The organism is Aliikangiella maris (assembly GCF_040719265.1).
GTDB lineage: Bacteria > Pseudomonadota > Gammaproteobacteria > Enterobacterales > Kangiellaceae > Aliikangiella > Aliikangiella maris.
In genome coordinates this window covers 12,762-34,479 of record NZ_JBFDAH010000011.1, presented here as the reverse complement: position 1 = coordinate 34,479, position 21,718 = coordinate 12,762, and the positions used below count along the sequence as shown (strand labels likewise).

5 protein-coding genes are annotated in these 21,718 nt (G+C 40.8%); all 5 read right to left on the bottom strand.

What is annotated here, in order from left to right; all coding sequences use genetic code 11:
* Positions 1 to 20: 20 nt before the first annotated feature.
* Positions 21 to 812, bottom strand: a complete 792-nt coding sequence (locus ABVT42_RS11750) for an enoyl-CoA hydratase/isomerase (RefSeq protein WP_353896003.1) — start codon at positions 810 to 812, stop codon at positions 21 to 23.
* Positions 800 to 2,059 (bottom strand): hydroxymethylglutaryl-CoA synthase family protein, encoded by a 1,260-nt coding sequence (locus ABVT42_RS11745; protein ID WP_353896004.1) that lies wholly within the window; start codon positions 2,057 to 2,059, stop codon positions 800 to 802. Before ABVT42_RS11745 ends, ABVT42_RS11750 begins: the two co-directional genes overlap by 13 nt.
* 42 nt (positions 2,060 to 2,101) lie before the next feature.
* A complete protein-coding gene (locus ABVT42_RS11740; protein ID WP_353896005.1) occupies positions 2,102 to 2,923 on the bottom strand; it encodes an MBL fold metallo-hydrolase in 822 nt (273 codons plus the stop codon).
* An 84-nt stretch (positions 2,924 to 3,007) separates the two neighbouring features.
* Entirely contained in the window at positions 3,008 to 4,477 is a 1,470-nt protein-coding gene (locus ABVT42_RS11735; RefSeq protein ID WP_353896006.1) for a PfaD family polyunsaturated fatty acid/polyketide biosynthesis protein, read from the bottom strand.
* Between the two features lie 97 nt (positions 4,478 to 4,574).
* Positions 4,575 to 21,563 carry an SDR family NAD(P)-dependent oxidoreductase gene (locus ABVT42_RS11730; protein WP_353896007.1) on the bottom strand — a complete coding sequence of 5,663 codons (16,989 nt, stop codon included), beginning with the start codon at positions 21,561 to 21,563 and terminating at the stop codon, positions 4,575 to 4,577.
* Positions 21,564 to 21,718: the final 155 nt, after the last annotated feature.

The following is a 21,718-nucleotide window of genomic DNA, read 5'->3' as shown; positions in this document are numbered from 1 at the left end:
AAAGATTAAAAAATAAATATTTATTCCCACGGAAACTGACCGGTTGATACATAACGGGATATTTTTTCAAGGTTTTCTTTATCGCTAAAAACAGTGCGATTCATTGCCACTGCATGATGCTTTATTTGTGGATCTGTCGCCGAAATTTGCTGTTGAAAATTTTTATAACGTTGAATAGTTTGTGGTGTAATCCGGCGAATTCTCAGTAAATGTTTGCGCAATAAGCTCTGGCTATTCTCTTCAAAGGCATCTACCAGCCCCCACTCTAATGCTTGATGAACCGAAACGGGCTGAGTCGCCAAGGTCATATAATTAGCTTTTGGATAACCAATCCGTCGGATTAAAAACGGCAAAACGCAGGCGGGAATTAATCCAAACAAAAGTTCCGATAAACTAAACATGGCTTTACTATCACTTAGGACCAAATCACAAGCAGCAACAAAGCCAACGCCACCAGCATTAACCTTGCCTCGTACATGCGCAATGCTGACAAATGGTCCGGTGGCAAGTAACGTCCAAAGTTCATATAAAGGAGTCGGGTCAACCGGCTCATAATTTTCAAACAATTGGTTATCAAAAGTAGCTTGAATTTCTTTAAAATCAGCGCCAAAACAAAATACTTCAGCAGAGCCTTCAAGCACGATAACTTTATAGCGATTCGCGCAATGCTGAACGACTTCACTGATTTCTGCGATGAGTTGCTCATTAATTGCATTATTGGCATCGGGCCGATTAATTTGGATCGTACAAATATCATTATCAAAGCGAATATTAATTGTCTGATAAGATTTTGTTTCAATTAAGACACCCATTCGTACTCCCGATGAAACTCTTTAATCTGTTTAAGAAAGAGTGTTGGCTTGGGTAAGTTCTTTCGGGCTTGCGGAATAAAGCTGCTGTCTAACACAAGATTTCTCGTACCAAAACGTAAAGCATTACTGCCAACCAACAAGGCATCATATTCATCCATCGTTAACTCATAACGACTGTCGAGTTGTTGCGCAATATTCATTTTAGCCAGGCGCGCTTGCCCTTGCTGATCGACCACACCACTGAAAAACTCCGAACAACAACCTGAACCATAAGAAAATACACCAATACGCTGAGGTGTATTAAACGAGCCATTTTCGATAGTACTCGCCAATGCCAGTGATGCGGTTCCCCCCATAATATTGCCTACACGCTGACAATAATTTAATCCTGGCGTCACTCGTCGCTGGAAATCTTCTTCAATTGTTGCCGGTTTAGCTTTTATTAATTTGCGCATCATGTTGCGGTGAGCACCTTTAACCATGCCACCAAATGGACAGTGGTAGGCAATATAAGTAAAGGTTTCAGCATAATTAGCGTCCTTAACCCGCTTTTGATACTCCAAATAAGCATTCTCACAGCAATCAAGATAAGACAACAGCGACAAGTCAGAGTCTCCGGCATCGGCATCGGGTGACGGACGACAGGTATCCATAACCTCATATCCGTAATAACCATTTGCCCCCACATCAACCCGAAAAATATGAGGCTGATCACTAATCAACATAGCTACCGCGCCCGAACCACCACTTGGCTCAGCAAACGACCAATCAGCAGTTAAAGCATCACCACCTTCTTCAACCATAAACCGGGAAATATCAGTCGCAATCACCAACGCTTTCGCACCAGGAGACGCTTGTGACAAAATAAAATTAATCGCGGTTTGAATACCGGCCACGCCTGAGTAACACGCATTTTTTAATTCAAATAAACGGCAGTTTCTATTTAATCCGAGTAAATCATGACAATAGGTACTCATTGACTTACCAAAATCAAATGATGATTCTGTGCAGGTTATCAGCATTTCAATCCGATCTTTTTCGTCATCTGAGAGACTATCGATAATTGGTTTTGCTGCATTCACCGCAAAAGTAATTGGATCTTCATAAGGCAGGGCTACCGTTTTTTCTTTCATTAATAAATTTTCAAAACGGCTGGTATCCAGATTACGGTGTTTTGCCAGCTTTTCTACATCGAGGTAGGTTGTACCGGCAGCAATATTCATTGCTTCAATTCCAACTAGTTTCATACTTTTTTCCTGATTATTATTAATTGCTAAAATTATTCGGTTTTAACTAAAGCCAAACAATCTGGCTTTACTCTGATTTTTGCGTAACCGAAACGCACTGAAAGATGCTTTGGTTTTAAACTGTAAATACATATTTTCGCGTAGCACATTAGCGAATAACTGACCGGGCTCACGTCCATAAGAATGCCCTGGAAAAATTCGCGTTTGCGGGGTTAACTGTTGCTTTAAGTAAGCCAGACTGTCGTACATTTGAAATGCCGCCGCTTCGTTGCGACATAAACCGCAGCCCTCAGCAAACAACACATCACCGGTAAACAAATGGCCATTGATCCAATAACAAATGCACCCCGGGGTATGACCCGGCGTTAATACAGGATAAATCGTCAACCCTTCGATAGTGAATGGATTGAGCAGGGTTGGTGCTGACGCATTCGAATTTAACTTTTCTGAATTTAAATTTTCTGAACCTAAATTTTCTACAGATAAGGCTTCACCGTTATTGTGCGTTAATGGTAGCTCTAGCGCTTGCAAGTTATGACAATCAAACTGTGAGTGTTCAATTTCAATCTGTGACATCCAAACCGGACACGCATAAGTTTTAGCAATTCGATCAGCCAGATGGATATGATCAGCATGTGAGTGAGTTAATAAAACACCACGCAATGTTACTTGATGTTGTGCGATAGTGGCATTTAACTTATCGAACTCCCAGGCCGGATCAACAATAACCGCAGCACGGGTTTGTGGATCGATGATTAAATAATTGTAATTAATCATCCATTGATAACAGACACGAATAACGACAACTTGAGCATTCACATCGGGATTAATGACAAATGGTAAATTGGCTTGATTAAAATTCATTTTATACTTGTTAGGCTATTTTTTAACTGATGATGTAAGATTGCGGAGGATAAACCACAAACCATTAAAAGATTTATTAAGTAATTAATCGAGTAACTTTTTTATTTGTGCACTGGCCAAATCGGCTGATGCCTGCATCAGTAGTTCTCCAATTTCTCCGACATGACGATTTTGCCAGCTTTCCAGGGCGGTACCTTTAACCCACTGATTAAATGCCCCTAATGCGGGTCCAGTATGCACTTGAAAATCAACCTGATTTTGCAGGTCGCCATTAAATGCCAAAATATTGCTGTAGGCGAAATACCATTTAATAACCAGCGCCATTTTGTACTTTGGGTTGTTTTCAGCTTTACTGATGCTGGCTTGTTGATTTTTCTTAACTCGATACGCTTTGACTTGCTGCCACACCTGTTCAAAGGTTTTCTGAAAGTATTTTTGTTCAATTTGCTGTTGCATTTTAAGTGGAACATTCTCCCACTGACCGTATTGATGATAAAGCGACACCAACTTATTAGCCCGACTGGGAAACAATACACCTTTCTTCAACACCTGTACTTTTGCACCAATTTCAAACATATCACCAGCAGGCGCATAATCGGTATCTTGTACATTAATTTCCTGTAGCATAGACTTCACCACAGAATTAGCCCCCGATTCAACAGTGCATTGGTTGATAGAACCCGTCAAAATAAAATCAGCACCCATCATAAAGGCGGCAACCACCGCAGGTGGCGCACCTATGCCCCCCGCCAGCCCGATATGTATTGGTTGGTTACAAGTATATTTTTGATAAACTTCATCGCGCAGTCTTAACATAGCCGATAAAAGAACGCTGGCAATTCCCTGATCGGTATGGCCACCAGAATCGGCTTCTACACAAATATCATCACAAACCAAAATTTGCTCAGCTAACCGAGCCTGTTCAGCCGTAATTTTATTCTCCCGCAAAAGCTGATTAACGATACTCGGCGGAGGCGGACTTAAAAATGCGCTCGCCACCTCTGGACGCGAAAGCTTACCTATAATTTTATTTTTACAGATAATCGTTCCGTCTTCATCTTGTGCTACTCCTGCAAGTCGATAATAGACCAGCGCAGGAGTAACTTGAGTAAATGAGGCCGCTTCAATCACCTGAATGTCCTTTTTTAAATACAACTCAACGGTTTGCATTTCTTGTTCGGGCCGATGAATATTCGCCAATAAATTCATACCAAACGCAAAAGCTCCATGATTTAATGCTTGTTGGATGGCAACAATATTCTCTTCTATTTCCGCAAGACTCATTCCGCCAGTACCTAAAAAACCTAAAAAGCCCGCTTTAGCAACCGCAACAACCAACGCCTTTGATGCAATGCCTCGATACATTGCCCCTGTTAAATAAGCATATTTAATTTGGTAGCGATGACGAAAACTCGGTGCACCAAATTTTTCAGGTGAAAGACCTCCAACAGTATTTTGCCCGGCGACGCTGTCATTAACCAACGCGTTAACTTGGGCACTTTTTTCAACAAGCCCCGGCTCAAGAACTAATTTTTTTTCAACAGAGGTTTCCATAATGTTCACTTTTCAATTTATTTTAACGAACCACTTATGACTTATGACTTATGACTTATGACTTATGACTTATGACTTATGACTCACCATAAAAAAATCATAAAGCCGATATGACCGGCGACTCATGAGTCGCGCTTGAAGCACTGACAAAAGCCTTAACATAAAAGCCCTCCATTTTAATGACAATCTCACCATTTAAATTACAGATACTGATATTAAACTTCTTCATATCCGCGGGCATTTTTGGTGACGCCACAGCTTCTACCAACACATAAACTTCAGTCGGCAAGGCATTTAAAATTGTCAAACTATCTAGTGCGAAAGGTAAAAATGGTGTCGATAATGATTGCTGCTTCACAAAACCTACAACCGTTTGAAATGCACCATCAATAATTGCTGGATGCAACAGGTAATCGGCAAACTCACTCAGCACAGCATCACTTAATGAGAGACGCGATAATGAGTAATCATGAGTTAATGATAGCGACACGATCGTTTGAAAAGATTCACCATAATTCAGACTCAAATCTTGTAGCTGTTGATAAACCTGAGTCTTATTCAGTTCAACTTCAGCGCTATCACGCATTGTCTGTAGCGGGCGATTAGTCGCCAAAGTTGCGCTATCAATTGCATCTAAAAATGATAAACGACCTTCGGCATGAACCACCACCTCACCCAGTGCATTATGTGAAATAATATCAAACTCGGTAGCCTGACCGATTGACTTAAGACGAGTATGTAATGGCTTGGTAGAATTGATATTTGATAAACAGTTGGAATGAGATGAGCAGCTTAATTGAGCAACCTCATTTGAAATTGGAAAGTTTAAGTTTGATATCGCGGCAGACTCATCATCAAAAATATAAGGATTTATCCAGACAATATCACTTATCTGAACCACCGTTTTTTGTGCAGCCAGACTTCCTGCAACACAAGCCATTTCTAGAAAGCCCGCGCCAGGAAAAACGGATTGACCATTTACATGATGTTCTCGTGCGTAATATTCATGTGCCGACAAATGGCTGGTAAAACAGATGCTCTCTAAAGTTGAGGTATTTTGAGCAATCAATGGGTGTAATTGTTGTGGTTGACTATTGTTATATTTAGCGAGCTTGGACTTTATTGATTCTGTTCCAAGCGAGTCCGTTTTAAGCAAGTCCATCTCAATCAAGTCAGAAGCAACCAGTTCAATCCAACACCGCTGTTTCGCAAAAGGATAAACAGGCAAAGCAAGCTTTTGAAAATATTGCCGCCCCAAAAAATCGGCCTGCCATTTAGTCCAGTCTATGAGCACTCCGTCAGTCCACATTCGCGCACATTCAGTCACCACTAAACCAGCATAATCATCTATGATAGTTCGCTTATTTCGTCGGTTTTCAGCAACAAAACAAATGGGTTTACCTAAATTAATTTCGGTGTACTTTGTGAGCGACGCCTCTATTAAAAGCTTGTTATTCACAAAGTTTTGCAAGCCTTCTATCAATTCAGCGGCACTGTTAGCAATAATCGCTAAACGCTCACTCATGGGTTCTCGCCCTACTTGTAAGGTGTAAGCGATATTATCAAGCTCATCCGGATTGTTTGCTTTTATAAAACCCATTAACTGATTAGCGCGTTGTTTGAGCTGAACAAGACTTTTTGCTGATAATGGAAAAATGTTATTTGGCCGCTGTGCAACACCATCAGATGTTTCAGCACTTAGTTTTTTTACATCGGACACTGATGATGCATCATCCGCTTTTAATAACACACAAGCATTTACCCCGCCCGCACCAAAGCCGTTTACTAATGCAAAACGCGGCTTATCAGCAGTGCCCTGCCAAGAATGTGTCTCGCTTTGTAATCGAAATGGCGTCACCGAAAAATCAATATCAGGATTTACCTGCGCTGCATTTAGTGTTGGTACTAATCGACGATGCTTCATTTGCAACAACACTTTAATAATGCTGGCAATACCGGCAGCCGATTCGGCATGTCCCATATTGGATTTAACACTGCCAATACCGCACCATGGCTGTTGTTTGTTCAATCCACCAAACGCCTGAGTCAACGCAGCCACTTCTAAACTATCTCCCATTTGGGTTCCGGTTCCATGCGCTTCAACATAACTGATTTGCTGCGGTGAAACTTGAGCGCTTTGCAAAGTTTTGCGTATTAAATTAGCTTGTGCGGTGGGATTAGGTGCAGAGTAGCCATTTGAACGCCCAGCGTGATCGACTTGCGATGCAGCGATTAGTGCATAAATTTGATCGCCATGCTTATCTGCACTAGCTCGCGGTAATAAAACTAAACTACCAACACCTTCAGCGGGAACAAACCCATCGTCACCCGCACCAAAACTGCAATTACGTCCTGTGGTAGATACCATTTTATTCCGACAAAATGCCTGATATTTCAGCGGATGCAAATACAAATTCACACCACCAACAATGGCCATTTGACACTCGCCACTGGCCAAACTTCGGCAAGCAAAATCTAGCGCGACCAACGATGAGGAACAAGCCGTATCAATCGGTAAGCTGGGTCCTTTGAAATCAAAAAAATACGAAATTCGATTAGCAATCGACCAAGGCATGGCGCTCGATGCAATCAGGTTCTCTCGCTCCCACTGCTGCGCAGCAAGCAAATGATAGGTATTAGATGTTACCCCAACAAATACACCAACATTGGCGCTTTTCTCTTTCGGATACCACTGCTTTAATGTTTCCGGCGAATAACCCGCATCTTCTATCGCATGCCAAACCGACTGCATAAACAATCGCTCCTGTGGATCCATCATATTCGCTTCGCTTTGGCTAATGTTAAAAAAGGGATAATCAAATTGATCGATGTGTGTTAAAAAGCCCCCCCAACGACAATAAATTTTACCTTCACTAGCCAATTCAGGATCGGCATCAAAATAACGTTGACAATCCCAACGTTCCGCTGGTACTTCATTAGTTAAATTTTTTCCACTTAATAAGTTTTTCCAAAATTGTTTCAGTTCGGTCGAGCCGGGAAAACGTCCATGTACACCAACAATTGCAATTTCCGTTAAAGAACTATCTTTTGGTTCGGTTAGTAACCTATCAGGTTGTCTGCTTTCCCTTTCGATATTGACTGGCTGTTCAGCCTGATGTTGGCTTATCTTTTGCTGCGTTTTCTGCGGCCAATCTTGCTGTTGCGAGTCTTGTTGTTGCGAGTCTTGTTGTTGCAAGTCTTGTCGTTGCGACCTAGCTTGGTAATCTGCCCGTTGATTTTCAGCATGACTAAAAAACTCACTCACCGTTTGCCGATTATTTTTTAATAAATAATCAGCTAATGCGGCAATGGTTTCATTTTCATAAAATAAGGTATTAGGTAACTCACCAAAATCTCGCACCAACTGTGTATTAAGCTGGCTAATCATGACACTGTCTGTACCATATTGACTCAGTTTTTCTTCCGCATCAATTTCGTCTATCGCTAGTTTAATCAGTTCGCCTAACTGAATTTTTAGAAAGTTAATTAATTCATCACGCAATGCTTTATTTGTTGGAGTTTTGGTTGTTACGGCTCCACTTGTTGCAGCTTTAATTGTTGTAGTGCGAATTTCATTGTCCAACCGTTGAGATTTGTTTACCGATAAATCAGGCGTTGTACTAACAGGATTTAACAAGCGTTGCTGGATAGTTTGCTCTTGACCGTATAAAACCATAATTTGAGACAAGCTATTTTGAGCCGCCACCCTCAAAGCACTCGCAAAAGCATCTAATGCGATAGCTGTTGGCAACGGCATTAACCCAGTTTTTTGCTGAATCAGTTGCTGAACATTTTCACTCACTTGCATACCACCCGCATGCCACAGCGGCCAATTAATCGATAAGGAAATACCACTAGCATTACCATTAGCAACCCGTTGCTGGCGTTCTGCCATAAATTGATCCAAATAACTATTGGCATAGGCATAATCAGTTTGCCCTTGATTACCAAACACCGCAGCAATTGAAGAAAAACACACCATAAAATCCAATGGTATCGCTGATGAAGCTTTATCTAGACAGCGTATACCGCGAATTTTACAATCTAGCACGGCATTACTTGTTTGCGGATTCTTGTGTCCGACTAACGCATCATCAATCACCCCGGCGCAATGAATAATCCCGTGAATGGTAGATTTTTTTTGCAGTGAACGAGTGATTAAACGCTCAACGGCTGATCCACAGGTCACATCTAGCGCGTAGTAATCAACTGACTGAGCATGTTGTTTTAATGTTTGCAGCGATTGCCTGAGTTGCTCGTCTAGTTCCGTTCTGCCAATAATAATTAAATTTGCCTGATAGCTTTTTGCCAAATATTCGCTAACGATTAAACCAATCCCTTTTAAGCCGCCAACAATTAAATAAACACCATTGTGTTTGAATACACACGATTTCGACGCAAACTGTTTCAACTCACCCGGTTTCGATCCAGTTTGCTCCGACATTGCACGTAAAGTTTTGACTTGGCGCTGACCAGATGATGATTGATTACAAGAATCCTTTTGCGATAGGTCATTGGTATAAGATAAATAGCCGACTTGAGCAAAAGGTTGGACTTCATTGGCATATTTATTCTCTAAAAATTCGGTTAACCAATCGACCGATAACCAATTCTCGTGTAAGCGTTCCGATGGATTATCGAACAAAATGCTTGTAATTTTAAACTGCGGATTTTCTGCTTTAACGGATTGGAAAAACCCATTAAGCGCACGATTAGCCAATCCTTCAATATTATTTTGCATCAAGTTTAGCCAATTAACAGCTTCATTCGCCATAGATATAGACGAGCCCTTAACCAATGCTAATGCTTGCTCAAAAACCGAATAATCTGCGAGCGTTTCTTGTTCGCTTTTATCTTTTTCAATTGCGCTGACATTTTTATCCACCATGTCGGTAAAATAAGTGACCCAATATTCAGGAAAAGCATCTTGTTGTTTCAATTGCGTAAACAATAGCGACCAAGCGTCGGTATCAGCAGGATTTATCTGAAAATGCAGATTTGTCCTGTTGTCTGACTCATCAACTTGAATCAATGCCGGGTTGTGCTCAAGTTGTTGATCGATAGAAACCACTATCACTTTTTTTGCGATAGGTAGATGTGATATTTGTTGCTTTATCGCCATCGCATCAGCGCGTCGCGCAGCAAAAACCAATACACTTGATGGCAATAGTTGCATTTGCCAATTGTAAGGTGTCAATGCCTTATCGACCCACGCAGGAGTCAACAGCAACGTATTTGCCTTCTCTCGTTCTGTCGATAACGCAGATTGATGAGTATCACTATTTATTGGCTTAACCCAATAATGCTCACCGGCAAATGGATAAGTGGGTAGCGCAATACGTTTTGGTCTTTGTTGATACAACTTTCGCCATTCCCATTGCACACCAGCGACCCATAACTGGGCTAATGGCACAAGTGACTGCTGCTCAAGAAGCTGTTGCAGATAAGTTTCACCCGCTTCACCATCGAGTAATAATTGACTGACTGAAGCTTGCTGTTTGACATTCCCACTAATAATTTTCTGTTGAACCAAATCAGCCCGCTGACTTTCGTTAAGTAAAGTCTCAGACATAGACTGCGTATTTTTGCCAACCGTATTTTGCCAAACGGATAATTGATGATGTAACTCATCAATTGAATCACACACAATAGCCAGTCGCTCATTTAAGGCAGTTCGTCCAACTTGTAGTGTATAAGCTATCTCGGTAAGACTAATCTGTTTTCGTAACGAGAAATGTTGCGAAGAAATATTCGGTGATTCTGATGACGATGACGATGACGATGATAAACAAGATACTAAAAAGTCAGCAAGTTGTTCAACCCGTCGATGTAAAGCCGATAAGTTTTTAGCTGATAATACTATCAAATGAGCTTGTTGCAATGCCACTGGTTGAGTTTGGTCAACATATTCCTGCACAATTAAATGTGCATTCGCACCACCGGCACCAAACGAGCTGATACCTGCGGTGAGCGGTTGTCCATTAACGGCTTGCCAAGGCTGTAACTGTGTATTAACGTAAAATCCAGACTGCTGCCAGTTGATGTGTTGATTTAGCGGTTCGGCATGTAATGAGGGAACCAGCCGCCGATTTCTCATTTGCAATAACACTTTTGTTAACGCAGCAATACCGGCCGCAGATTCTAAATGTCCGATATTGGATTTCACTGAACCAATAGCAATACTGGCATGTTTGAAATTACGCTTCATTAAATTTTGATTATCTGAATACTGTCTACTGGCATCAGTCTCATTTGAATTTAGCAGCACTTGTTCAAAAGCGTTTTGCAATCCACTGATTTCAACCGGGTCACCAAGCGCTGTTCCTGTACCATGCGTTTCAACATAATTGATTTGTGTTGCATCAACACCCGATTGAGTTATGGCTTGCTTGATCACTTCTGCTTGTGCGTTAGGGTTTGGTACGGTATAGCCATGAGTTTTACCACCGTGATTAACCGCACTGGATTTAATTAATGCCTCAATTTTATCGCCATCGGCTATCGCTTGTTGGCTATTTTTTAAAATCACGACACCAATACCTTCTCCGGGCACATATCCATCTCCGCCTTCACCAAAGCTGCGACAACGACCATCAGTTGCCGCAAAATTACCCTGACTTAAAGTTAAATATTTTGATGGGTGAATGGATAAATTAACACCGCCAGCAACAGCCATATCTATCTGTCCATGAACAATCGCCTCACAAGCCAAATGGATTGCGGTTAATGAAGAAGAACACATACTGTCCAGCGCAATACTTGGACCGTTAAAGTTAAAGAAATAGGAAACACGATTGGCAATCGAGGCAAATGAAGATCCAGCAGCAACGCCCTCACCCTGATAAATCTTATCGGCACCAATCAGTTCATATTGTCCCCACATCGCCCCGACATATACTCCAACACGATAATCACTCAACAGACTTTTGCTGTATGCAGCATCTTCGAATGCTTGCCAAACAACCTGTAAAAACAGTCGTTCTTGAGGATCCATTAACTCAGCTTCACGTGGTGAAATGTTAAAAAATAATGGTTCGAATTTATCGATATCATCTAAAAAACCACCCCATCGAGTATAGATTTTACCGGGTTTGTTTTTCTCTGCATCAAATAATAAACTCAGTGACCAGCGTTCTTTTGGCACCTCGGTAATGCAATCTTTTGCATTAGTCAGGTTTACCCAAAACTCATCTAACGTAGCCGCTTGCGGATACCTACCAGCAACACCAATAATGGCCACATCGGTGTTTACATTAATTTTTGCATCGTCAATATCGTGCTCATTCAGATTGTTTTTTTGGTATTGTCGCCTATCAATCAGCGAAGCATCTTGAAATGACATTTTATAAGATTGAGCCTGATTTTCAGCAGCTCGTCTTTGTGGTATCGGACTAGAGGTCGCCGTTGGCGTATTTAACCTTGGCAAATTGACAGCATTCATCTCAGCAAGTTGCTGTGAAAAATGAGTTGCCAAATAATTAGCCAGCGCTCGAATAGATAAATATTCAAAGAATAATGTTTTTGACAATGCGCCAAAATCATTCTCCATCCGATTGGTTAAATTCAAGGCAATAATCGAATCCATGCCATATTTTTCAAATGAGGCATGCGGATTGATTTGCTCATCTGACAGTTTTAATTCTGTAGCAAAAAGCTCAATCAAATAAGATTCAGCCCATGTTAATCGTTGTTTATCATCCGCCTCAGCAGCAACTAAGACGGTTTGCGGTTTAGTATCTTTTAGTAACTTTGAGCCAGATAATGCGGATTGTTGATGGTTAGCGGTAGTATTGTTAGTCATAGTATGAACAGACTCAACCTGACTTTTGTTGCCCCGAATAAATGCCAGCATTTTATTAATTTGTCCGTTAGCAACAGCAATACGATTTAAGCGCGATTGACAAGCCTGGTAAAAAACCTGCAACCCTGTCATGGTCAGCATAGGTGTTATGCCAGTCGATTGAGCCATTAAGTCGATAGTCGCTTTATCCAGTTGCATCCCTCCATCTTGCCAATAAGGCCAGTTAATGACTAACGTCTTGCCAGAACGTTTTCGCTGACTCACCAATAACTCTCGCGCTTGAGCAAAATAATCCATAAAACCATTTGCACATGCATAATCTACCTGACCAATATTCCCCGCCACACTGGCCAGTGATGAAAAAAGCATGAAGAAGTCGAGTGATATATTTTGACTTGCAGCATCCAGATTAATCGAGCCCTCAACCTTTGGCGCCAATACTGTTTGAAATTCTTCGCTAGATTTATTCAGGATGAAATTATCTTTAACCATACCCGCGCAATGTATAATTCCTTTTAGCTGATCAGCATGTTTTTGCAATAACTGATTAACGGCCACCGCATCTGTCACATCAAGTGCCACATAAGTGACTCGTGAAAAATTATTCGAGGGCGCCATCAATGCATTGCTATTCGCCATTTTATTATTGGCAACATGATAAGATTGCTCAGACAAAACGTCATTTTCTTGCAATGATTGTATCAGCGCTTGTTTCGTATCATCCAGTGCAGCTCTACCAGTTAAAATTATTTTAGCCTGACGGGTTTGAGTAAGAATTTCTTTAGCAAAAGTCACGCCTAACCCACCGAGCCCACCAGTAATAAGATAAGTCCCATCATCTTGAAAGAGATATCGGTTATCGCTGCGTAACACATCAATACATTCATGCTTTAAAAATTCAACTTGCCAATCGAGATAACGACGTGATTGTTTATGATAACTAATCAAATAATCAGTCGACTGCGCTTCCCTAGTTAAAATCTCTTGCACCCTATCAGCAGTAATATCGGGTGGAATGACAATTAGCTGACAGCGACAAGCGGGACTTTCATGCATGACACTTCGAATAAGCCCCTGCAACCCCAGCCATATCGAATCTTCAGTGTCGGTTTGAATCAGTATTTGTATTAGTTGTGCTTGATTTTGCGCACGAATTAATTCGGTTTTGATATGTTCAAATAACCATAAGCTCACGGTTTGATAATTGCTCACCACAGCTAATTCATATGTTTGCGTTGCAGTAGTCGCAGATTGATTGGGTATTTTGTAGCTCGAACATAAATTAACATGCTTCAATTGCGCTTCAATTTCATCCCACCGATCAATGGCCGTCGCCACGACAGCGTAAACCGAGGTTTTAGATACATCAGGCACTTGTGTTGTTTTTGAATGAAATTCTTCTTTAGACCACTTATCTGTGGAATGACTATTTATAGAGAGACTATTTAAAGAACGACGATTTATAGAACGAGTATCCAAGGGCAGACTATCAGTAGATTGTGATTTCCATATAGGATTAAGCGTTAAGCATTTGATATCTTGCAATGTCGCCAACTTTGTTTCAACTGAATCGACAGTATCGAGCGGGACATCATTTCTCAGACCTTCAAGCCTATTATCGGCTGATAGATTATTTTGCTTTGTTGCCTTAAAAGTGACACCGACAAAACTCATTATCAAGTTGCCTGAAAAATCAAAAACATCAATATCAAATTTAACAATATTACTGTCGCCAGACACTTTAGCGGCTTTACGAATTCGGGCATTAATTTGTTGCGTTAATGGCGCTATCAATTGAATACTGTCGATCGCATAGGGAACCGCCAGTTGATAATGCCTGCTCACAAAGTTATCGCTCAACACAACACAACTATGTAAAACACTATCTAATAAACCGGGTTCGAACGACAATGATTGAGAAAGTGCCAAGTTATTATGTGGCGATTGCAATTCTACTAACGCTTCATGTTCGCTAACCCACACAGCTTTTATATTTTGAAAACGTTGACCATAGTAGATTCCCGCTGCTCGAAAATAATCGTAAATAGCTTGTGGGTTGAGCGTGACAAAAGAAGCTGACCGCTGCTTTAGTTGTTCGACCAACTGATTCCAATTAATCGAAGAAGGTTTATCCTGCAAGGCAATGATTGCCTCACCTTGACAAACCAGCATTTCACCCGCCTTCTGTTTCTCAACAAATGTAAATTCAACCTCTTTATCTCCTGTGAGCTTCAGCCCGGTACGAATTTGACAACGTTTTGTCACTACACAGGGGGTTGGCCAGTGAATGTTATTAATTACGCCCTGTAAGGATGACTGAGTCATTTCAAACGCATGACCCATCGCAGCCCAAAGCATTTCAATATAGATGACGCCGGGTATTACGCTCGATAATTGGTCGGTTAACATGACCTGATGTTGAGCAATCAACTCATGAGTGACAGCTAATTCTGTCAAATAGTGTTGTTGATAAAAACTGGCTTGGTTAATATGCAATAGCGGATGGATTAAAGCGTGTTGTAAACTCGGTTGCGCCGTCTGTAATGGACTGGGCTTGACGCAGTCTTTCCAATAACGCTCTCTGGCAAATGGATATAAAGGAAGAGACAAACGAGCGGGCTTATCTTCACTATACAATAAATACCAGTCAACATCTTCGCCTTGCAACCAAATATTGGCAATAGTTGACCACTGTTGTTGGGCTATCAGCGTCTCTATGGTATGTTCAACATTACTATTTAAACTGACCGGCTTAACAGCCTCATTATTGTTTGCGCTGTAATGACTGTCTTCAATACTGTCATCTAAATTTGAAAATAAATATTTATCATTTCCATCTTCGCTCTGTTGTAAACCTGACCGTAAATTCTCGCGCAATTCATGCAAATCGGTGACCACCACACAATACCGCCAATCCATCGCTTCACGACCAGTTTGTAATGTAAATGCTAATTTTTCGAGATATTCTTGTTGTAGGTGATGACTTTGTTTTGAGGAAATAACTGTATTTAGTTCATTGAACAGCGCTTGTATCTTTTCAATTAACGGTTGTTTTCTTTGTGCTGAAAGTGGAATGATAAAGACTTTATTAATTTTCGCTGTACCATACATTTCTGTTAACTGATTTTTGTGATTTATTTCGTCGGTAATTATTTTTTCAGCCTTTGTTCCATTAACTGTTTCTTGCTCAACCCCTAACTCACTCGATGCAGCAATATATTCGGCAACAATCACATGGGCATTTGCGCCCCCCATACCGAATGAAGAGATCCCTGCACATAAGGCAGATGGTTGCGGTTGAACTTTTGCTTTATGCCAAGCAGTTAACTGATGATTCACCTGAAATGGCGTTTTAGAAAAATCAATTTCAGGATTGGCTTCGGTGGCATAGAGCGATGCAACTAACTGACGATTTTTTAATTGTAAAATCACCTTGAGTAAACCCGCCATACCCGCCGCCGATTCACAATGTCCAATATTCGACTTAACCGAACCAATTCGACATTGGGCAATTTGTGGTGAACGATTGGCAAAGACCTGATTTAATGCAGCAATCTCAATAGGATCGCCGAGCGGCGTTCCCGTGCCATGCGCTTCAATATAATCTATATCATCAACTGATAATCTGGCATCATTAAGCGCCTTTGTAATAACCTGTGCTTGTGCTTGTGGACTGGGAACCGTATAGCCATTTGTTTTGCCCGAAGCATTAACGGCACTCGACTTAATGACCGCATGAATTACATCTTTATCTACCTCTGCTTGCTGTAGCGGTTTTAAAACAACCACACCCACACCTTCAGCATCAATCATACCATCAGCAGCCGCACCAAAAGGCTGACACCGCTGTCCCCGTGACATTGCCGACATTTCTGACAAACGCACATAGTGGATCGGATCGACAATGGTGTTGACGCCGCCGGCCAGTGCCACTAGACAATCACCTTGATACAGGCTTTGTAAAGCCAGATGAACCGCCGTTAACGATGAAGCACAAGCCGTATCAATCGCAATTGACGGACCTTTTAAATCAAATAAAAATGAGGTTCGATTGGCAATCGAAAAATGATCTGGCTCAGCGTTGTAGCCAGAATTCATAACGCCAGCAAATAACCCAACCTTATTTGATTGTGCCAGATTACCCGGTGTATATCCTGCTTGTTCAATCGCATGATAGCAGCACTCAATAAAAATTCTTTCTTGGGGATCCATCTTTTCGGCTTCTAATGGCGATATCTGAAAAAATAATGGATCGAATTTATCGATATCGCTTAAAAAACCTCCCCAGCGGCTATAGCTTTTGCCTTTTACGCCGGGTTTATCCGCATAGAAATCTTGCCAGTTCCAACGTTCTGCCGGAATTTCTGTCACCGCATTCTTACCATCCAACAAGTTTTGCCAAAATATTTGCAAATTGTTGGCGCCGGGAAAGCGACCATGCATACCAATGACTGCAACATCAAAAACAGAAAAATTATTTTTTGGCTGCTCTTTGCCGATCTGATTCAAATCAGATTCAACACCGTCCCCAACCATTGTATTTGGTGTAGTTTGTGAATGACTGTCAGCTTGTGAGTAACTGTCAGCTTGTAATTGTGGATTTTTCGCTGTGTGATTTTTATTTTTCTCATGACTTGTAACACCGGCACCAACTAATTTGGCTGATGAATCAAACCATTGCCGAGGGACTTGAACATCATTTGCTATAGGCATTAATAAATCGTTTAACTGCGGCGCATAATGTTTAACAAAATATTCAGCCAACATTTGAATATTACTGACTTCAAAAAACAACGTACTCGTAATACCACTAAATTGTTGACGTAACTTTTCTGTTAGCTGTGTAACTAAGATAGAGTCTAATCCTAGCAGCATAAAGTTTTTAGTTAGCGATACTTTCTGTAATGGCATTTTTAGTGTGTTGGCAATTTGCTGATGAAAATACTTTAGTGCGGCTTGCATTAATTGCTTTTCAACCACCGGCTTACTACTTACTTTGCTTGCACTAATTTCGCTTTTACTCACCCTATCCGGTGATGGTGCGTGCATAGCACGAGTTGCCAGTCCGTCAATCTCCAGTAACAACTGAAAAAATTCATTGGTGATAATAAAATCATATTTTTTAATGGCACTATCAACTTGATAGGTCTGTTGGGTTTTCACCAATATATGAATCGTAGCGGTCAGCGGCGCAAACCAAGTGACCCTGTCAACCGAAAAAGGCAACTCAATTTGTGTTAGACGATTACCCTGCGCTAACCAAAAAGCCGCACAACTTTGAATAGCACAATCGAGTAATCCCGGATGAATAAGAAATTGAGTCAAGCTGCTATCTATTGATGCTGGCAACTTTACCGTTGCTCTTAGCTGATTTTGATGTTGTACAATATCTATCAATCCGCGATGAGCAGGACCATAATAGATATTTAAAGATTCGAATAATTGATAGAGTTCGTGGCAATCTAAAGCTTGCCATGACTGACTTTGCATTAATAGATTTTCAATTTGCGGTAAACCAATAGCAGCATCAGGCAAACCTGATTGCTCAATTAACGCACTAACTAAAACCTCTCCGCGACATAAGCATAGTTCGGTACTGCGATCCTCATCAGTTGCAGCATGATAAATAGTAAATTGATATTGATGTTGTTCAACGACACAGCCTTCTGGCCAATTAAATAACGAAATTTTTGGCTTATTTGATATGTTAGTTGTATCAGACATCACCATCAACTCGACACGAATATTGGTTGTTTCGGTAATAACTAACGGCGCCAACCAAACTACGTCAGTAAAATGTAATCGATTGGGCTGTGCAAAATATTTATCTGCCTGCTGTAAAGTGCGACAAACGAACTCGAAGTAGCCCACGGCGGGAAAGTACTTTTTATCAAATACCTGATGATCATTAATATAAAACACCGCTGGATCTATTGGGTAGATTTGTGCTGCGGCCTGCTGTTCGAACCATTCAGTGACTGGTAAGATTACAGGTTTAAAAGTACTGAAATTTGGCTTGAAATCTTGTTTATCAAATACATACAAGGGCATTCGCCAGTTTTTGCGTGGTTGAGCTTGTTCCAATGAAACAGGCCAACTAACCGATTCACCATTAACCGATTCACCATTAACAGATTCACCATTTAACCAGTCTTGAATATTTTTTCCATCCGCATCTTGTACCAAACGCTGATGATTTTTCGCTTGTAGAAAGTAGTGATATTTATCATCAATATTGCTCCATATCCCTAAGTCTTCACGGCTTAATCCGGATGTATCATTAATCGACAAGTCGGCCTCGTGAGTGATGCTTTGTTGTAATAGCAGCTTGAGTTGCTCTACTTGTTTTTGATGACTGGCGGCATCAATACGTATCACCAGGCGACAATCATAAACCTCTTTGGCTAATAAATTAATTCGGCATAGCTCACTCAAGTCGATGAGTTCAGCAAATTGCTCAATATAGTGAACTAATCGATTAATATAAGCCAACAATGAAGCTTCACTTTGCGCCGATATCATTAACCATTGCTTAGGTAGCATGCCGGCTGCGATAGTTTTTTCCGACGGAGCAATACTGATGAATTGCTCAGCTTCGTTAACCTCATTCGGCAAACTATCCGGATAAGGGATATCTTCTTCAAGTAGCAAATGAACATTCGAGCCTGATGCACCAAACGAATTCAAACCAATCAGCATTGGTTTAGTCTCAGTAATCAGTCGATTTTCGGTGAGTAACTGACAGTACGCTTGCTCAGCACCTAAGCGCGGATTAATCGTTGATTGTTCTAATGATGGAATGCGATAGAGAGTACGAGTTTTAAAGCTGAGTATTATTTTAGCGATAGCGGCTAAAGCGGAAACACATTCCATATGGCCCAGAATAGGTTTTAATGTTGAAATAACCGGTTGTTGTATAGCATTGCCTGTTTGCGCGACCAGCTCACTTACCGAATTAAACTCAACAAAGTCAGAAATTTCATTACCCATACCTTGCGCTTCAATACATAAAACATCTTCAATTGTTACTCCGGCATTGTTATAACAGGCAAGCATCGCCGCTTTTTGGCCTTTTTTACTTGGCGAAAACATCGACTGCCCATCTTTTCCGTTATACGTTATCGCTGATGACTTGATATGACCATAAACCACATGACGTTCCCTTTGCACTTTGTCTGCTCTGGTAAGTACCAGCGTCACGACGCCTTCAGATCGAATATAACCTTTTGAGTCTTCATGAAATGAGTAGCAGTTTGATTGCTCAGTCGTAATATTTAAGCGATTTAATGCTTGATAAGTTTCAGCAGAAAAATTAATTTTTACACCACCGACTAATGCGATATCAATGCTACCTTGATGCAGTAACTGCATCGCCCGATAAATACAATATGCACCGCTTGAACACATGGTATTGATAATTTCACTCGGCCCATCGAAATCAAAATAATACGACAGACGGTTTGCCAGGGTCGCTCCAGCATGATTGAGAATATAATCCTCGACTAATGCAGATTCGCGGTTAAAATCATTATAGTCACTACCCTCTGCGCCAATAAATACGCCAACATTTTTTGTTCGCAAATAATCGCGTGTTAATCCAGCATCTTCTAATGCATGATAGGCAGACATTAATAAATGTCGCAATTGCGGATCCATTAATTGCGCTTCAGCATAACTAATATTAAAAAACTCTGGGTCAAACCCATAAGCATCTTCAAGCAAACCAGAGGTCATCATTGGTGATCGATTATCGACCGCTTTGTTATCTTTATCACGCTTGACGAGAAAGTCGGCATTATAATTTTGATAAAGCGGCTGCTCATCAATAATTGCTTGCCAAAATTGCTCTAGCGTTCTTTCGCCTGGAAAGTTACCATCGATACCAATAATGGCAATTCGTTCATCTTGTAACTGATGAGGTTTGGTGTCCTGTTTTTGTTGCTGTTTTTGTATGGTCGCTTGTCTTAGTTTGCCATCTGTAGTTTGGCTGTGTAATTTGTCTATTGATGCAACAGATAGATGCTGTTGTGATTCACGCAATTCAGCTTCACCGGCAAACTGATAATACTTTTGAACATAATCGACATGATGATTGGGTTTAGTAATGGTCCGATCATCCTCAGCCATTTTTTGATAAACTCTGAGCCGCTGCCCCGTATCATTTTCCAGTAGACGATAATTACGATTTTCTTCCAGATAGGCCACAGCCGAACTCACGCCAGGCGCATGACAATCATCAAAAGCCATAATACCGCCAACCTCAAGCAGTAAATCACTATAAAAATAATCAATCACCACGTAGTCATGCATATGTAGACCATCGATAAATATAAAATCATATTTTTGTTGCTGCTTAACCAGCTCGGGTAAAATATCGTAGTCTTTAGCTTCCAATAGATTGAAATATTGGCTCAGCCCGGCCTTATTAACTTGATCGATTCCAATCGATTCAAACTCAACCGACTGACAAGGATCGACAGCCGTATGTTCACCGCCGCCTTTAACATGGTGTGCTTGACAAATAAACAACGCTGACAAACCAAATGCCAGCCCTATTTCTAAACTTCGCTGACATTGATTCTCGACAATTATCTGATACAGTTTACAACCAATGTCTGACGATATCGCCCACGGAAAAACAAATCGTTCTGCACCGGATAAGTTAGCAACTCGGCCACTGGTATAAACCTGTTCTATTAAACTGTGATTAAAGTCGTCCGTTAAATGAAATAAATTAAATGCCCCAAATAGCAGATCTGAAAAAGGACGAATTAATGCCATAGGTTTTGCCGATTTATCTTTATCAATACCTTTGTTTTTTATCATGATATAAATCAAATCGGCTTGTAGGTTAATTAACGCACATAAATCATCAACCGACATAGTTAAAGACGAAGTATTGTGCACCAGACTTTCATGTGATGGCTCATCCAATGCGAAAGCAATATGATTATCAATGGCAAACACAAATAACATCGTACTTTTTAGTGATGGACTATTATCATTGACCAAGGCAATTTCGACACACCAATCTGCACCATAAAAATTCGAATTATTATAGGCATTTAACACCCCAACCAGTGATTCACCCAACAACTCAATTGAATCATTCACCGCAACACTATGATGTCGAGCCAGTAGTTGCTGTTTAACCGAATGAGCCTGTGCGGTTGACTGAGTAGGCTGACTGACAGTTTTCGGTTGAACATTGTTTTTCGTTTCAAGCTGGCGATTATTGGCGACCCAGTTTTTTATAAGTTGTAAACTCGCCTTTCGATTTTCCATGACTAACCTCAGTTTATTGACTGATAACTTTAAAGTGTTGTATTTATTTTATTTCGATTTAAACACTGCATTTAAGAGCAGCATCTTATGTATAGATTTATATCGCTTTTATTGTTTGCAATAGCTTTTACGCAAAAGCAGGTCACGACAAAGAT

What these genes read in the sequence shown, in the direction of transcription:
- ABVT42_RS11750 (WP_353896003.1), bottom strand. Translation starts at nt 812, where the DNA reads ATGGGTGTCTTAATTGAAACAAAATCTTATCAGACAATTAATATTCGC.
- ABVT42_RS11745 (WP_353896004.1), bottom strand. Translation starts at nt 2,059, where the DNA reads ATGAAACTAGTTGGAATTGAAGCAATGAATATTGCTGCCGGTACAACC.
- ABVT42_RS11740 (WP_353896005.1), bottom strand. Translation starts at nt 2,923, where the DNA reads ATGAATTTTAATCAAGCCAATTTACCATTTGTCATTAATCCCGATGTG.
- ABVT42_RS11735 (WP_353896006.1), bottom strand. Translation starts at nt 4,477, where the DNA reads ATGGAAACCTCTGTTGAAAAAAAATTAGTTCTTGAGCCGGGGCTTGTT.
- ABVT42_RS11730 (WP_353896007.1), bottom strand. Translation starts at nt 21,563, where the DNA reads ATGGAAAATCGAAAGGCGAGTTTACAACTTATAAAAAACTGGGTCGCC.